General features: G+C 56.1%; 15 protein-coding genes and 1 pseudogene. 9 read left to right on the plus strand and 7 right to left on the minus strand.

The features are described 5' to 3' along the window. Positions 1-11 precede the first annotated feature (11 nt). A complete protein-coding gene (gene galU / locus CKW15_RS05850) occupies positions 12-845 on the minus strand; it encodes a UTP--glucose-1-phosphate uridylyltransferase GalU (protein ID WP_095061217.1) in 834 nt (277 codons plus the stop codon). Between the two features lie 378 nt (positions 846-1223). Between galU and galE the strand changes: the two genes are divergently transcribed. From galE to CKW15_RS05890, 7 genes are all read left to right on the plus strand, one after another. Next, entirely contained in the window at positions 1224-2240 is a 1017-nt protein-coding gene (galE, locus tag CKW15_RS05855; protein WP_095151813.1) for a UDP-glucose 4-epimerase GalE, read from the plus strand. Positions 2241-2472: 232 nt separating this feature from the next. Next, positions 2473-2709, plus strand: coding sequence for a hypothetical protein (locus CKW15_RS05860; protein WP_095061221.1), 237 nt, complete (start codon positions 2473-2475; stop codon positions 2707-2709). 144 nt (positions 2710-2853) lie between these two features. Then, positions 2854-3930: a polysaccharide biosynthesis/export family protein gene (locus CKW15_RS05865; protein WP_095151932.1), complete on the plus strand. Its 1077-nt coding sequence runs from the start codon at positions 2854-2856 to the stop codon at positions 3928-3930. A 14-nt stretch (positions 3931-3944) separates the two neighbouring features. Beyond that, positions 3945-4610: a YjbF family lipoprotein gene (locus CKW15_RS05870; RefSeq protein ID WP_095151814.1), complete on the plus strand. Its 666-nt coding sequence runs from the start codon at positions 3945-3947 to the stop codon at positions 4608-4610. Beyond that, positions 4607-5368, plus strand: a complete 762-nt coding sequence (locus CKW15_RS05875) for a capsule biosynthesis GfcC family protein (RefSeq protein ID WP_095061225.1) — start codon at positions 4607-4609, stop codon at positions 5366-5368. The genes CKW15_RS05870 and CKW15_RS05875 overlap by 4 nt, the downstream gene beginning before the upstream one ends. Further along, the gene (locus tag CKW15_RS05880; RefSeq protein ID WP_095151815.1) at positions 5365-7443 is read left to right on the plus strand and encodes a YjbH domain-containing protein; all 2079 of its coding nucleotides are present in this window, start codon (positions 5365-5367) and stop codon (positions 7441-7443) included. Before CKW15_RS05875 ends, CKW15_RS05880 begins: the two co-directional genes overlap by 4 nt. An 827-nt stretch (positions 7444-8270) precedes the next feature. After that, positions 8271-9233: a transposase gene (locus CKW15_RS05890; protein ID WP_095151816.1), complete on the plus strand. Its 963-nt coding sequence runs from the start codon at positions 8271-8273 to the stop codon at positions 9231-9233. A gap of 256 nt (positions 9234-9489) precedes the next feature. On the opposite strand, the gene CKW15_RS05895 is transcribed toward CKW15_RS05890, so the two are convergent. The 3 genes from CKW15_RS05895 to CKW15_RS05905 all read right to left on the minus strand — a co-directional run bounded on the left by CKW15_RS05895 (position 9490) and on the right by CKW15_RS05905 (position 12933). Beyond that, positions 9490-10884 carry an undecaprenyl-phosphate glucose phosphotransferase gene (locus CKW15_RS05895; protein WP_095060985.1) on the minus strand — a complete coding sequence of 465 codons (1395 nt, stop codon included), beginning with the start codon at positions 10882-10884 and terminating at the stop codon, positions 9490-9492. Positions 10885-11260: 376 nt separating this feature from the next. Beyond that, the gene (locus CKW15_RS05900) at positions 11261-11920 is read right to left on the minus strand and encodes a winged helix-turn-helix domain-containing protein (RefSeq protein WP_095060982.1); all 660 of its coding nucleotides are present in this window, start codon (positions 11918-11920) and stop codon (positions 11261-11263) included. 272 nt (positions 11921-12192) lie between these two features. Continuing rightward, positions 12193-12933, minus strand: coding sequence for a winged helix-turn-helix domain-containing protein (locus tag CKW15_RS05905; protein ID WP_095060981.1), 741 nt, complete (start codon positions 12931-12933; stop codon positions 12193-12195). A 550-nt stretch (positions 12934-13483) separates the two neighbouring features. Between CKW15_RS05905 and CKW15_RS05910 the strand changes: the two genes are divergently transcribed. Continuing rightward, positions 13484-14320 (plus strand): undecaprenyl-diphosphate phosphatase, encoded by an 837-nt coding sequence (locus CKW15_RS05910; RefSeq protein WP_095060979.1) that lies wholly within the window; start codon positions 13484-13486, stop codon positions 14318-14320. Positions 14321-14375: 55 nt separating this feature from the next. Here the strand turns inward: CKW15_RS05910 and dusA are convergent, their stop codons facing one another. Then, on the minus strand, positions 14376-15371 hold the full coding sequence (gene dusA, locus CKW15_RS05915) for a tRNA dihydrouridine(20/20a) synthase DusA (RefSeq protein ID WP_095060977.1): 996 nt from the start codon (positions 15369-15371) through the stop codon (positions 14376-14378). 210 nt (positions 15372-15581) lie between these two features. On the opposite strand from dusA, the gene CKW15_RS05920 reads away from it, so the two are divergent. Next, positions 15582-15800, plus strand: a complete 219-nt coding sequence (locus CKW15_RS05920) for a hypothetical protein (RefSeq protein ID WP_095151817.1) — start codon at positions 15582-15584, stop codon at positions 15798-15800. A gap of 90 nt (positions 15801-15890) precedes the next feature. Here the strand turns inward: CKW15_RS05920 and CKW15_RS05925 are convergent. After that, a pseudogene (locus tag CKW15_RS05925) lies at positions 15891-16262 on the minus strand (copper resistance protein CopD); the annotation flags it as partial. Positions 16263-16265: 3 nt separating this feature from the next. Further along, the gene (gene copC / locus CKW15_RS05930) at positions 16266-16649 is read right to left on the minus strand and encodes a copper homeostasis periplasmic binding protein CopC (RefSeq protein WP_095151818.1); all 384 of its coding nucleotides are present in this window, start codon (positions 16647-16649) and stop codon (positions 16266-16268) included. Positions 16650-16701 lie beyond the last annotated feature (52 nt).

Consider the following 16701-nt stretch of genomic DNA (forward strand, 5'->3'; position numbering starts at 1 on the left):
CTGGAGCCGCCTCAGCGGCCCTTGAGGTACACGTTGTCGTAGCAGAAGTTGGTCGCCTGCAAGTAACCCTCGGCATCGCCGCAATCGAAGCGCAAACCCTTGAACTTGTAGGCCAGCACACAACCGTTCTGCGCCTGTTTCATCAGCGCGTCGGTGATCTGGATCTCGCCACCTTTACCCGGTTGGGTGTCGGCGATCAGGTCGAAGATATCGGGCGTCAGAATGTAGCGGCCGATGATCGCCAGGTTCGACGGGGCGTCTTGCGGGGCCGGTTTTTCCACCATGTTGTTGACCCGGTAGAGGCCGTCGGAGATCAGCTCGCCGGCAATCACGCCGTACTTGTGGGTCTGGTCGCGCGGTACTTCCTGGATGGCCACGATCGAGCAGCGGAATTTTTTGTAGAGCTGGATCATTTGCGTAAGGACGCCGTCACCTTCCAGGTTCAGGCACAGGTCATCGGCCAGCACCACGGCGAAGGCTTCGTCACCGATCAACGGGCGACCGCTGAGGATCGCGTGACCCAAGCCTTTCATTTCGATCTGGCGGGTGTAGGAGAACGTGCAGGTGTCGATGAGCTCGCGGGTACCGGCCAGGAACTTCTCTTTCTCGGTGCCGCGAATCTGGTGCTCGAGCTCGTAGCTGATATCGAAGTGGTCTTCCAGCGCGCGTTTGCCCCGGCCGGTCACGATCGCCATGTGTTGCAGGCCGGCATCCCGCGCTTCCTCAACGGCGTACTCGATCAATGGCTTGTTGACGATCGGCAGCATTTCCTTGGGCATGGCTTTGGTTGCCGGCAAGAAACGGGTGCCATAGCCAGCAGCGGGGAACAAGCATTTACGAATCATAAAAATATCCTGGACAGTCATGGAACACAGCGGGTGCGCGCAATAACGGGTGATTGCAAGTTTCAATGATTATTGAAGGCTTACTTTAATACCTGAATTGTGCCGCTAGTGGCAAATAGCGATGTGTGGATAGCGCGGCAATGTTATGAGATGTCGGGTTGATAGTTGTTAGTTATTTTTAGTCGGTATCTGTTGATAGTGGTGAGTGCGGCGGAGTGCTAATAAGTATCCAGGAATACAGTTTGGCCTGAAAAAATATTTATTGCCAGTCGTTGAACTAATTTTGTTCTGGGTTGTTGTCGCTCTTGTTTGTGTGGTTCAGCGCACACCTTTAATAAGAGAGGCTTGACACGCACTTCTCCAACTATGGACCGCACTATGAAAATTCTGGTAACGGGTGGAGCTGGATATATCGGTTCGCACACCACGCTCGCGCTGCTTGAAGCAGGCTATGAAGTTGTTGTGCTGGATAATCTTTGCAACAGCAGCGACGCGGCACTGCACGCGGTGGAAGCCATTTGCGGCAAAAGTGCGCTGATGATTCGCGGTGATGTGTGCGACCGGGCTTTGCTGGACCGGATTTTCCAGCAGCACGCCATTGATGCCGTCCTGCATTTTGCCGGGCTCAAGGCTGTGGGCGAAAGCGTGCAAAAACCGCTTGAGTACTACCAGACCAACGTCAGCGGCAGTATCACGCTGTGTCAGGCGATGGCCGCTGCCGGGGTGTTCCGCCTGGTATTCAGTTCATCGGCCACGGTATACGGCGCGCCGGAGCAGATGCCGATCCGCGAGGACTTCCCCACGGGCAATGCCACCAATCCCTATGGCCAATCCAAGTTGATCGTGGAAAACGTGCTGCGCGACCTGAGCCTGGCCGAGCCGCGCTGGAGTATCGCGCTGTTGCGTTACTTCAACCCGATCGGTGCCCACGACAGCGGTCATATGGGCGAAGACCCCAATGGCATCCCGAATAACCTGGTGCCCTACATCAGCCAGGTGGCGGTCGGCAGTCTGCAAGAGTTGTCGATCTTCGGTAACGATTACCCCACGGTCGACGGCACTGGCGTGCGTGACTACATCCACGTCGTGGACCTGGCGGACGGCCATCTCAAGGCTTTGCAGTCCATCGCCGGGCGCTCCGGCGTTCATACCTGGAATCTGGGCACGGGCGATGGTTACAGCGTGATGCAAGTGCTGCGAGCGTTCGAGCAGGCGTGCGGTCAGCCGGTGCCTTATCGGATGAAACCGCGTCGCTCAGGGGATGTCGCCGAGAGCTGGGCCGACCCCTCCAAAGCGGCGAAAGAGCTGGGCTGGAAAGCCACACGCAACCTTCAGGAAATGATGACCGACACCTGGCGCTGGCAATCCAGTCATCCCAAGGGTTACCTCGGATGATGTCGTTTTGACCTAATGTTATTTCCAGTCAGGTTGTTAGATATCGTCGGGAAAATACACTGGCTATGCGTTTTGCAAGCCCGTAGATATAAACCTGCCGTTCGACTTTTATCAGTTGGGTAAGACTGTGAAAGAACAACGGATCTTGTTCGCACTTTTCGCGGACTTGAACTCTACCACCTCTAACGTAATGCCTGATGTCTATCAGGTTGAATGTTAGAAAGGAGTTGATATGAAGAAAGTGATGGCAATCGCCCTGTTGACGATGTTGAGCAACTGGGCGTCCGCGGTAGAAGCGCCGCTTACTGCAGCGACCAATGTATTGGGGAATGTGGCGGCGACTCAAGCCACTGCTGCCAGTACTGCAATGGTCGCCAGTGCTGTAGCGGCGTCCAACAGTGGTGGAAGTGCAAACGGCGGTACCACCGGTACGACGGGTACCACCGGTACAACCGGTACGCACAACTAACTGAAATACCTGTTGGTGCAGTACAAGGTCGCCCGACGAAAGTCGGGTGACTTTGTTTTTAGATTCGCCCTTGAATAGCGTAGTGCCATTATGACTCGTAGTTTTTCTCTTTTAATGTTGGCAAGCATCGCTTTACAAGGTTGCATGTTTTCCCCCGGCCAATACCTGAGCACCAGTGATATCACGCGCGAGGGCGCCAGCGAGAGCAGTCGGGTCGAGCTCATTCCGATCACGCCCAAGCTCATCTCCATGAACCGGGCCACGTACAAGCGCGAGTCCGTGCCGAGCGAGTTGTTGACGACCCCGGCCGAGTACCGCATCGGCAATAACGATGTGTTGTACATCACGGTCTGGGACCACCCGGAGCTGACGGCCCCCTCCGGCGCGCAACAGCAGATCGATGCCAACGGCCGTCTGGTGCGTGCCGATGGCACGCTCTATTACCCGTTCATCAAAGAAGTTCAGGCGGCCGGCAAAACGATCCAGCAACTGCGAGCAGACATCGAACAACGACTGTCGGCTTTCATCGCCGAGCCGCAAGTGGATGTCGCCGTGTTGCGTTTTTCCAGTCAGAAAGTCGTGGTGACGGGCGCCGTTTCGAAGGCCGGTCCGCAAGCGATTTCCACCAATCCGCTGAGTGTGGTCGAGGCCCTCGGTACGGCCGGTATCGATACGGCGAGTGCTGACTTGTCCGGCCTGATGCTGACGCGAAACGGGCGGGTGTACACGCTCAATCTCGACACGCTCAATCTCGACACGCTCAATCAGCAGGATTCCGAGTTGCAGAATGTCTACCTCAAGGGTGGCGATCAGCTGTATCTGCCGTACAACGACAAGAAGCGCATCTACGTGATGGGCGAGGTCAATCAGCCTCGTGCACTGAGTTTCAAGACCGCGACCATGAACCTGTCCGATGTGCTGGGTTCGGTGGGTGGATTGAGTCAGACCACCTCCAACGGCAACGCCGTGTACGTCATCAGAGGGGTTGAAAACCTCGATGTGGAACCGGCAAAGGTCTATCAACTGCAAGCCGAGTCACCGACCGCCATGGCACTCGCCACGCACTTTGAAGTGCGTCCCCAGGACGTCGTTTATGTCGGTCCTGCCAACGTGACTCGCTGGAACCGCTTCATCAGCCAATTGGTGCCGTCGGCATCCATTGTCGGTACGGGCGCGTCCGCGGCGAAGAACATGAGCGAAGTCAGCAGCAACAGCAATTAAGGCCGGGTCCGATCGTGAGAACGTTGAATGTTGGCGTCTGCTTGATAGCGGCCTTGATGTTGTGTGGCTGTAACCCGCTGATGGTCGCCTCGTTGACCAACCTCAAGTCGGCGGTGGTGGGGCCGGATGAACTGGACGTGACCGCGGCCCAGGTGGCGGATGTCCGCTATCCGCAACTCAAACTGACCACGCCGTCCGGCTCGGGTGTGCTGGCGCTGGTGCGCGAGCGCGACGACCTGCAGTTCTGGGTCGCGTCCGGCAAGCAGGTGCTGCTGATGCGCGATGGTCTCGCGGTGCGCAGCGTCGGTCTGGGCCTGGAGGGCGATCTGGACGGGACGCGTCTTACTGACGCTTCGCCGTTCAAAAAAGGCCTTCATCAAGTGCCGGATGGTTACACCAGCCAGCGCTGGATCGATCTGTATCAAGGCCAGGAAGTCGGCGTGATGTTGAACAGTCGCTTCTCCCGCAGATCCATGGAAACCCTCGAAATCCTCAACAAGGAATACACCGTGCTACGTGTCGATGAGCAGATTGACGCCCCGGCCATCGGCCTGCGTGCGACCAATCGTTATTGGGTCGATCCCGTTGACGGTTTCATTGTGCAGAGTGAGCAGCAATTGACCTCGCAGTTGCGGGTCAAGATTGTGCAACTGACCCCTGACCGCAGGCATGTCCCTTGAAGCGGGTCAGGGCGCTATCGGCGTGCCTGCTGTTGATCACCGGCATCAGCCAGGCAGCGGTCACCGTCAGCGGTGACGTTGCCCACCCGGGCGCGGTCGACCTGCCAGCGGGCGGGCGCTTGCTCGACGTGATCAGCGTGGCGCAACCCAATGCCGAGAGTTACTGGTTGGCGGGCGTCTTGCTGCGGCAGTCCCTGGTTGAAGAACAGACCCGACTCAAGGCCGGCGTGCTGTTTGATCTGGACGTGTTGCAGCGCATGGCGATGCTCTTCGACAGACCGAGCCGGGCTGCCCTGGCGTTGCGTTTGGCCGAGGACGTCAGGCGCATGCCGGTCACCGGGCGCCAGGTGGCCGTTCTGGACCCGGTCGCCGTGGAAGTCGGGTTCGCCCGCAACATTCGCCTGGACGACGGTGACCGTCTGATCTATCCGCTGCGGGTCGATGAGGTCGAGGTGCTTGGCGCTGTCGCCGAACCTTGCCGGTTGCCCTATCAAGCGCTGCAAGAGGCCCGCGAGTACCTGCAAGGCTGTGCGCCGCTCGAGGACGCTGACGCGGATTACCTGTGGTTGATCCAGCCCAATGGCGTCTCCCGGCGAGTCGGCATCGCGCACTGGAATCGCGAGAGCGGGCAGATACCGGCCGCCGGCAGCAAGATTCTGGTCCCGGTCAAAAACGATGACCTTGATCCGCCTATCCCTGAGCTGAATCAGCAGTTGGCCGAATTTATTGCCACGCAGCTGGCTGAGGTGGTTCGTTGAATTTACGTTTTGCAGCCGTATTGTTGTTTCCGTGTGGTTTGGCCTATGCAGAACCGCGTATTACCCAGAATGATTTCGGTGGCGCTGGCCTGTTGCAAACGCCGACGGCGCGGATGGCGCCGGCCGGTGAGTTGAGCCTGAACGCCAACCGCACCGATCCCTACAGCCGTTACAGCGTTTCACTTCAGCCACTTGAATGGCTGGAAGGCTCGTTTCGCTATACCGCGATCACCAACCGGCCTTACGGCCCCGAATCGCTGAGCGGCAGCCAGAGCTATAAGGACAAGGCGGTCGACCTCAAGGCCCGCGTCTGGGAAGAAACCCATTGGGCGCCCGAAGTGGCCGTGGGCTTCCGGGACATCGGCGGTACAGGCCTGTTCTCGAGTGAGTTCGTGGTGGCCAACAAGCGCTACGACAACCTTGATTTCAGTGCCGGTATTGCCTGGGGTTACCTGGGTAATCGCGGCGACTTCGAAAACCCGCTGGGCTCTATCGATGAGCGCTTCAAGACCCGACCGGACAGTGAAGGGACCGGTGACGTTAACACCGGGGCGTACTTTCGCGGCAGCCCTTCCTTTTTCGGCGGCGTGAGCTATCAGACGCCTTGGGATCGGCTCAGTCTGAAACTCGAATACGAGGGCAATGATTACAAGAACGAACCGAAGGACAACGAGATCAATCAGGACTCGCCGATCAACCTCGGCGCGGTGTTCAAAGTGACTGACTCGATCGATGTCAGCGCGGCGTGGGAACGTGGCAACACGGCGATGTTCGGCGTCACCTTTCACACCAATTTCGTCAGCCGCAAGGCACCGGCGAAGACGTTCGATCCACCGGCCGAACCCTTGCCTGCGAAGGCGCCGAGCACCGAGATGGATCAGGTCAACTGGGCCGATGTATCCCGGCGCCTGCAGCAAAATGCCGGGTACAAGATTGAGCGCATCAGCCAGCGCGATTCCGAGTTGATCGTGTATGGCGAGCAGCAGCGTTACTTCCATTCCGCCAAAGCCGTAGGCCGCGCGAGTCGGATTCTGGACAACAGCGTCAACGACGAGATCGACTGGTTCACCGTGGTGAACAAGCGCTACGACCTGCCGCTTGAAGAAACCAGCGTGCCTCGGCAAACCTTCCGCGAAGTGATCAACAACGAGGAGCCGCTGCAAACGCTGCACCGCACGACTGAGATCAATCCGGCGATGCCACACAACGAGAAAACCCTCTACACCGAAGCGATGCAGCCATTCGCTTATGGCGTCGGGTTGGGCTTCAAGCAGAACGTGGGTGGCCCTGATGGCTTGCTCTATCAATTCAGCGCCGACGCGGACGCCGAGTACCGGTTCAACCGCAACACCTGGTGGAGTGGCTTGCTCAGTGCCAACCTGATCAACAACTTTGACAAGTTCACCTATGACGCACCCAGCGGCTTGCCGCGTGTGCGCACGGACTTGCGCCAGTACATGACCACCTCCGATGTCACCATGCCGCTGTTCCAGGTCAGCCATGCCGAGCAGTTGGACAAAGACCTGTATGGCATGGTGTACGGCGGCTATCTGGAGTCGATGTTTGCCGGTGTCGGGGGCGAGGTGCTGTTTCGTCCGACCGGTGAGCGCTGGTCGTTGGGGGCGGACCTGAACTACGTCCGTCAGCGTGAGTTCGACCAAGGGTTTGGTTTGCGTGATTACTCGGTGGTGACCGGTCACATCACCGGCTACACCGACTTGCCCCACGATACGCTGGCAGCCATCAGCGTCGGGCGTTACCTGGCCGGCGACTGGGGCGGCACGCTGGACATCTCGCGGGAGTTTTCCAACGGCGTACGGTTTGGTGCCTGGGCAACCATCACCACCGCAACCGGCGCGGAATACGGCGAAGGTAGTTTCGACAAAGGCATCTACCTGTCCATTCCGTTCGACGAACTGATGAGCATGTCGACCATGCGCCGCGCCAACCTCGTCTGGTCACCACTGACCCGGGACGGCGGCGCACGGCTCAATCGCAGCTACCAACTGCACTCCATGACCGACAGCCGCGACGACGACATGTTCTACCGCAACTTCGGCAAGATCACCGAGTAACCTGTAGGAGCGAGCCTGCTCGCGATGGCGCCAGCACATCCAGCATTGATGTCAACTGACCCAACGCCATCGCGGGCAAGCCACGCTCCTACATTGGTTCTTTGGCCAACCGCAGATTCTGAAAAAACCCCAATCCCCTGTGGGAGCTAGCCTGCTAGCGATGGCGTCGGTAAATCCAGCATTGATATCGACTGACCCAACGCCATCGCGGGCAAGCCGCGCTCCTACAGTGTTTTTTTGGCAAACCGAAGATCCAGGCAATCCCCCAATCCCCTGTAGGAGCGAGCCTGCTCGCGATGGCGCCAGCACATCAGCATTGATTTCGACTGACCCGACGCCATCGCGAGCAAGCCGCGCTCCCACATTGGTTCTTTGGCCAACCGCAGATTCTGAAAAACCCCCAATCCCCTGTGGGAGCTAGCCTGCTAGCGATGGCGTGGTTAAATCCAGCATTGATATCGACTGACCCGACGCCATCGCGAGCAAGCCGCGCTCCTACAGTGATTTTTTGGGGACCCGAAGATCCAGGCGATCCCCCAATCCCCTGTAGGAGCGAGCCTGCTCGCGATGGCGCCAGTACATCAGCATTGATGTCGACTGACCCGACGCCATCGCGAGCAAGCCGCGCTTGTATGTTGAGACTTGAAGGGGTGGGTGGGACTAAAGCCTCGCTTCTGACTCTGACCAGTACAGACCGTGGGAGACATCGTCCCACCCCTTCACCTAATGCGCCGATAAGGAATGCATCGGCTCGGACCGACGATAGAAGCAAGCCAGCGCAACGGTGAACCCCACAAGCCTTTAAACCGTAGCTCGGAGGATGGGCCATGACAATCTCGAATTCGCAGGTGGTCGTTGGTGTGGATGTCGCAAAGGACGAGATCGTTGTCTATCGAGCCGATCAGCAGCAAACCCAGGTTGTTACAAACGAGCGCTCTGCGCTCAAGCAGTGGCTCAAGAAGTTGCCTGCGAACAGCGCCATCGCGCTTGAGGCGACCAATACCTATCACCTTGATACAACGGAAATGGCCCATGAGATGGGCCATGACGTTTACGTCATTGATGGTTCTCGGCTCAACCGATATCGCGATGGAATAGGGATTCGAGCTAAAACAGATGCTCTGGATGCAGTGCTATTGGCACGCTACCTGAGCAAGGAATCCGACCGGCTACGAATCTGGAACCCACCGCCCAAGGCTTACACGCAGCTCAAAAGCGTGCTGCGCCGCAGGGCCGAGCTCGTTCAGCATCGAGTTGCACTCAAACAAAGCTGGAAGGATGAACCCTTGCTCAAGGAGGCGCTGGCGAACTATCTGGCCAATATTGAGCAGACTGAAAAAGACATTCAGTCGCTCTTGAGGAGCATCATCAGTGAAGCGGGCATGGACGCTCAGGTAAAACGCTGCCAAGCCGTTGAGGGGGTAGGTGTACTGACAGCCACCGCTGCGGTAACCGCCTTCATGCGTGGAGAGTTTTCTGACAGCGATGGCTACGTTGCTTTTCTGGGGATGGACCCACGAGTCAGACAATCAGGTAAGAAAGATCAACGACGTTGCTTATCCAAACGAGGTGACTCGGAGTTTCGGCGTTTATTTCATAACAGTGCCATGGCCGCAAGCCGCTCTGCGACCTGGAAACCCTACTACCAAAGCTATTTGGCACGAGGTCTGAAAGGGACCGAGGCGCTGGTGATACTTGCCAGAAAACTGGCTCGGGTACTGTTTGCCTTGATGAAAAACCAAAGTGAATACAAGCCTATTTCTATGTTTGGGGGTTCCCCCCAAACATAGAATCTCCCACATTGGTTCTTTGGCCAACCGCAGATTCTGAAAAACCCCCAATCCCCTGTGGGAGCTAGCCTGCTAGCGATGGCGTCGGTAAATCCAGCATTGATATCGACTGACCCGACGCCATCGCGGGCAAGCCGCGCTCCTACAGTGTTTTTTGGCGATCCAGAAATCCCGGCAGACCCCAACCCCCAAATCACACCCACAAAAAAGGGGACTCACGTCCCCTTGCGGTGTTGCCTTGTGCAGGCCTAAACCATCAGTAGATGTCCTTCGACAACAACGTGAACGGCGTCTTCACCAGGATCTTCAGGTCCAGCCACAACGACCAGTTGTTGATGTACTTCAGATCGATTTCGACACGCTTCTGCATCTTATCGATGGTGTCTGTCTCGCCCCGGCAACCGTTGACCTGCGCAAGGCCGGTAATACCCGGTTTGATTCGGTGACGCGCCATGTAAGCGAGAATTTTTCCGGAGTAGTAGTTGTTGTGCGCGATGGCGTGAGGACGCGGGCCGACCAGCGCCATGTGCCCTTGCAGCACGTTGAACAGTTGCGGCAACTCATCCAGCGAAGTGCGACGGATGAAGCGCCCGACCGGCGTGATGCGCGAGTCGTTACGGCTGGCCTGCTTGACCTCGTGATCATCGTGCACGCGCATCGAGCGGAACTTCCAGACCTGAATCACCTTGCCATTCCAGCCGTGACGGTCCTGCTTGAAGAACACAGGGCCGGGCGAGTTGAGTTTTACCGCCAGCGCAATGACCAGCAGAACCGGGCTCAACAGGATGATAGCCAGCAGCGCCACGCTTTTCTCCACCAGGCTTTTACTGAGCGCGGCAGTGGGGCGACTGGTCAGCGGACTTTCGTTCAAGTAGATCGCTGGCAGGCCGTCCACGACTTTCACCGAGTGATTGAGCAACGTCAGGCTGTTCAAGTCCGGCACCCAGACCACGTCAACGTTGGCACCCAACAAATCGACGTACATGGCTTCGATCTTTGCCGCTTCCGACAGGGGCAGGGTGATGTACAAACGACGGATGTCATGGGTTTTGATCAGTTCCAGCAGATCCTCCTGGGCGCCGACGATGCGCGGTGCACCTGGTTCCAGATTGGGAAGGGCGCCGTTGCTGACCAGACCCACCAACGGCAGGTTCTCGAGGTTGCTCAGCTTGTGCGCCAACCCCAGCGCCAGTTCGCCGGTGCCAACGATCAGGGTTTTATGCTCGCTTTTGCGTGAGCGCTGGTAGAACTTCGAGAATGCATGCAGTGGCGCATACAACAACGCCTGACCGAGGAACCCGTACACCGCCCAACCAAGGATCACTTGCCGCGAAAACAGCTCATCAGCCTTGCAGACAAATGCGATGCAGGCCAGTGCTGCCATTGTCATGGTCCAGCCCATGAACAGGCGCCCCAGCCCGGTCAGATAATTGTCTCTTTTTCGATATACACCGCTAAATGTATAAGCCGGGACCGAGGCCAGTACGGCGAGTGTTGCGCACATGCGGTAGTAGAACTCGACCGCTCCCGTGTGCTGTTCAGCAAGTATGAACAACAATGAAACTACAAAGCCTTGCGCCAGCGCCCATTGCCCCCAAAAGGTCAGTCCCTTGAGGCCGGTGTTTCGATTGATACTAAGAGTAAGATCCATACAATATCCCCAAAAGACGTCCATTCAGGTTTCGACAGTTGAAAACCGAGTTGTTAAGTAGGCTTATTATTGTTATTGGAGCGAGTGTCCTGAGGTAACAACGTCGATATGCCGAACTGTCGTCAGTCAATAGACTAAGTTATTGGCAGGGATGCTGTCTGACGAGTTCTAACAAGGTGGCAAAGTGCCAATCACGCAAGTTTGTAAAAGTGCGGGCGTTAGAAAAGGTCGAATAGGAAGGGGTGAATAGTGGGTGTGGTATTTGGTACTGTAACAGGGAGGGAGTAAGAGAGTCGCAGTAGTAGGGGCGTCAAACAGAGTGCTCTTTTATTATTGTGATCGCACTTTTCTGTTTGTTCGTTCAGGGAGGACTTGCTTACGCCAAGACTTCCTGGATCAGGCAATAGCCACGGTTGCGCACGGCACGAAACAGACGTTCGCCATTACTGGCGCTTTTGAATTTGTCTTGCAGGCGACTCAGGCACATTTCCAGTCCGCGATATTGCTCTGGCTCTCTGCCGATGCTGAGGATCAGATCGTCTCGACTGACGACACGCTCCTCGTGGTGCAACATTTTCTTGATCAGCGTGGCCTCCAATCCGGTCAGGTTGATCTCGATACCCTCTTTGACCAATGCACTTTGATCATTGTCGAGTTGCCAGGCTTCGCTGCAAACAGCGTCGTTCGCGATTTTTCGGGGGGCGTCGCTTATTTCACCCGTTATTGCCGGTACGTTATGGAATGGATTCGCGGATTGTGCCGCCAGCCATTCGGACTCAAGTGTGGCGAGGATTCTTTGTGTATCGTGTTCGATACTGCGCGCGACATTTTTCCTTGAAACGCTCGGGTAAGTGAACCCCATCAGCACTGGAGCGGAAGAGGGCGAAGCAACACCTTCAATAAACATTTGTGCCTGGGACGTGCCAAACGAATTGAAGCGCTCACTGGACAGGATGGTCTCGAGTTCACGCTGCGACGTTGTGCTATGAGTCACGACGACAAAGTATTTTCTTGGGAGGGTTGTACTAATTTCCATGTCTCTCTCCTAACGTACACACCAAATTTGGCTAAAAAGATGATCGGCAGGGGAGTAACGACTCCCACGGAAGTAATCGAAAGGCAGGGTTTGGGCCCAAAATGGCCCTCGATAGGTTCCACTCGATCTTGCTATAGAATAAAACTTTTATTGTTATGGTTCGATGTTGCCACCGTCATGTAATCGATAAATCACCAACTCGGATAAACGATGAGTCGATAGGGTTGATGGCATTCGGCTAGTTGATATCAAAAGGCCTTGAACTCTTTGAGTCAGGGCGTTGAGATCAGCCCCCTCATCAGGCGGTATCCATGCCCCCGAATGCTCTGGATCGCGTTTGTACCATACATGTCCTTGATTTTTCCACGAAGACGACTGATCGACTTTTCCAGGGCTCTGGGGTCATAAAAGTTGCTGTTCAACCCCATGATGGTGGCAATTTCATCATGGCTTAGTATGTGGTTACTGGTGTGTGCAAAGGCTTCCAGAATCTTCATTTCTGCAAAGGAAATGTCCAGTTTCTTGCTGGTGCCCAGTAGGCAAATGCGAGTAGGGTCCAATATCAGATTGATATCTCTTTGCCATTCTTCACTACTAAAGAATTCGGCAAGCAGCGCCGAGCTTTCATCGGAAAGAGTAGTCAGCTTGATACAAAAGTCGGCCCCTGCCAGATAGTACTTTATCTTGTTGAAGGCGCCGCGACCCGTGATGACCGCACAAATGATGGGTTTCAAGTTGCCGGTGCGCAGGTTTTCCACTAGCGCGAGGCTTTCTTCGAGGGCTTGGGGGCTATCGATGATGATGAAGATGGCTCGATACGAACCAGAGCGTTCATTTGTCTTATATGAACTAGTGTAGGCGTTGGCCTCTAGAGCCATATCGGTCCGCACATGCCTTGCGACTAGCGCTCTAAAATGTTCAGCCACGCCACGGGTACGACCCAGAGTGAGGACTCCGGGTTCATCGTTTGTCTGGCGCTGGCTTCTAGTCGCTAAGTTCCCTGTAAGCATCATGCATTGACTCGAATAGGTGCTGACATCGGGATGTTAAAGCACCGGTTCTCATCTGTGACTGACAATTGGTAACATTTACGCGGATTTTAGACGTGGCTCCCGAGTTTTCTAACAATAACTAAGCTTTTCAAGCTTTTAGTTGATTTTCTCGGCTGTCTGAACTAGTGGAATAACGTCGTTAGATGGTGGCAATATGGAATTGTGCCACTATTTTGAATCGGTGGCGATTTGTTTTTATGTCCTTTTGCCACTGTTTTCATCAGTGGGTGCCATCACTCATGACAGAAGGCTTAGTCCCGTAGAAATACAAATAGTGTGAGCACGGTCACACTTAATAACGACTGAGACTTTTTCTGTCGAGCACTAAATTTCTTCCGGACGTATTCGTAGGCGGACGATTATTAACATGGCTTGAGTGTGTCTTTTGATAAGACATATTCTCCCTCGCCAAATCGGGTGATGGATGTCGCTACACCGATTGCTTTTCAGCATCTCAATATCTGAGTGCAGTTGACGGGCCATACTCAAAAAATGGTCTGACGGAGGATTAATGGATTTCTGGACCCTGTTCACGGTGTTGATTTTAGGTGCGGTAGAAGGCTTGACCGAGTTTTTGCCCATCTCAAGTACGGGCCACCAGATCATTGTTGCAGACTTGTTGGCGTTTGGCGGGGAGCGCGCCATGGCGTTCAATATCATTATTCAGCTGGGCGCCATTCTCGCTGTCGTTTGGGAGTTTCGCCCCAAGATCTTCGCAATCATCAAAGGGTTACCGAGCCAACGCAATGCACAGCGTTTTACTCTCAACTTGCTGATCGGATTTCTTCCGGCCGTTGTGCTGGGGGTGTTGTTCGCTGACAAGATTCATGAATATCTATTCAATCCGATCACTGTAGCCGTCGCATTGGTTCTCGGTGGTGTCGTGATGTTGTGGGCCGAACAGCGGGATCATGTGGTGCATATCGAACATGTTGACGACATGCGCTGGCCAGATGCGCTGAAGGTGGGGTTTGCGCAATGCCTGGCGATGGTGCCGGGTACTTCCCGCTCTGGATCGACGATCATCGGTGGCTTGTTGTTTGGTCTATCACGCAAGGCTGCCACCGAGTACTCGTTCTTTTTGGCGATGCCAACGATGGTCGGTGCTGCGGTGTATTCAGGCTACAAGTACCGGGACCTGTTCCAGAGCAGCGATCTGCCGGTTTTCGCGCTGGGTTTCGTGACAGCGTTTTTCTTCGCCATGATCGCCGTACGCGGCTTGTTGAAGTTCATTGCGAACCACAGCTATGCGGCATTCGCCTGGTACCGGATCGTGTTCGGATTGTTGATCCTGGCCACCTGGACGTTCGGCTGGGTGAACTGGACGGCGGCCGCAGCCGCAGGCTGACAGCAGAGCCAGGCGGATCAAACCGCCTGGCTGAAATGGCGAGAGCGACCGGGCATTAACGCCCTTCAAGCAACTCGGCAGCTTGATCGAGCAAGGCCAAAGGTTCTTTGGCCTTGTGAATATCCACCGACAACAACTGACGAAACTTCCGCGCTCCCGGGAACCCGGTGCCCAGTCCGAGTACGTGGCGAGTGATGTGGTGCATCGATCCACCCGCATCAATGTGCGCCGCGATGTAAGGTCGCAACTGCGCCAGCGCCTCGGCGCGGCTGATGACCGGTGCCGTGCTGCCAAACAGCTGTTGATCGACTTCGGCCATCACATAAGGGTTGTGATACGCCTCGCGACCCAACATCACGCCGTCGAAGGTCTGCAAATGCTCATGGCAGGCTTCCAGCGTCTTGATCCCGCCGTTGAGAATGATCTCCAGCGCCGGAAAATCAGCTTTCAACTGTGCTGCCACGTCATAACGCAGGGGCGGAATGTCGCGGTTTTCCTTCGGCGACAACCCCTCCAGAATCGCAATCCGCGCATGCACGGTAAAACTCGTGCACCCGGCATCCCGCACCGTGCCGACGAAATCACACAACTCTGCGTAACTGTCTCGCCCGTTGATCCCGATCCGGTGCTTGACCGTCACCGGAATTGACACTGCATCCTGCATCGCCTTCACACAATCGGCCACCAACTGCGGATGCCCCATCAGGCACGCGCCGATCATATTGTTCTGCACCCGATCACTCGGGCAGCCGACATTCAGATTCACCTCGTCGTAACCATGCTCCTGCGCCATCCGCGCACACGCCGCCAAATCCAGCGGAACACTGCCACCGAGTTGCAGGGCCAGCGGGTGCTCGGCCTCGTTGTGCCGCAGAAAACGCTCGTGATCACCGTTGAGCAGGGCTCCGGTGGTGACCATTTCGGTGTAGAGCAGGGCGTTTTTCGACAGCAAGCGCAGGAAGAAGCGGCAGTGGCGGTCGGTCCAATCCATCATCGGCGCCACGGAAAAGCGGCGGGAGAGCGGGGCGGGTGTAGCGTTGGTTACGGACATGGGGGATCTGGAATCGGTGAGGCTGGGAGGTGGGGGAGTTTATCAGGAATGGGGCTGTGGAGTTTGGGTGCGTCGGGATACGCCCACGCTCACGCGCAACCTGAACATTCACTGTCGCCTCGCCACATTTCATGATCCCCGGCACAGACCAGGCATAGCATGCCCACCAAAGGTCTTGTCGCCCACGCCTCAACCCACAGGAATCAAAAAATGATCGCAAACCTCGTCAAAGTCTCGCTGATTTCCGGTGCTTTGTTGTTGAGTGCCTGTTCGGGTGTGAGTGCCCATCGCGATGATTCGGCTGACTCGGTGCAGCCTGCCGGCTTCGGCCCGGGGCCGACCAGCAACCCCGACCAGATGAATTTTCATGGCAGTGCGCTCGGCAATAGCTACGGTGAATACGGTTCAGGTTTGTTGCACGACGACTGATACGTACTCCGCACAAAAAACGATCCGTTACTTGGCGCCAGGCACCGTCAGCCACAGATCCACGTAGGGAGAAATGTTCTCCTGTGTGAACAACCACATTCCGTAGAGGCTGGGTAAAACCTCATCGAGCTTCGGCCCGACGATGAACAGGTAGTTCACCACGCCCGTGACGGTGATGCCCACGATGATCAGCGCACCGACAAGCTAAAATCGCCTGACGGCACGAGCCAGCAACCGTATGTATGCTTCGGTTTGCAGGGCGCGGGGTTGTGCCATCAAGGCAAGCGCTAGCAGTGCGCCGAGCCCGGCTGTTGCCATCAACAACCGTCGAAAGGGCAGCACTGTTCCGGATAGCCGTTCCTGTCCCTTGAAGCTGTAGAGCCCGAACAGCGCGACGCCCAACAACAGCATCAAATCCACATACAACACAAACCGCAGCACGACGTTGGCCGAGTCGCTTATCGATCATTTCACTTTGAAGATGATGTTGCCGGTGATCGGGTGGGTGTCCGAAGACACTGCGCGCCATTCGACCTTGTAGGTGCCGGTAGTCAGGGGTGATGTCGGGATGATGAACATGGTCTTCGGGTCAGTGCCGCCACTGACTTTGGCCTTGACCGGCATCGGGGCGTGGGCCATGCCGGCCATTTCGGTCATCAGCAGTTTTGCGCCGGAAAACTGGGTGACGAGGTTTTCGGAAAAATGCAGTTCGATCTTTTCAGGTGATGCACCTTCTACGCCTTCCGCCGGGGTGGAGGAGAGTAGTTTGGGGTGTGCTTGAGCGAAGGTGCTGACAAGCAGGCCACTGAGCAACGCGATTGCGACGGCGGTGGGTTTGATGATGCGCATGCAAGGTCCTTTACCGCTCGAAGCGGTTGTTGTTGGTTTTGGGTGAGTCTGT

The organism is Pseudomonas sp. Irchel s3b5 (assembly GCF_900187435.1).
Taxonomy (GTDB): Bacteria; Pseudomonadota; Gammaproteobacteria; order Pseudomonadales; family Pseudomonadaceae; genus Aquipseudomonas.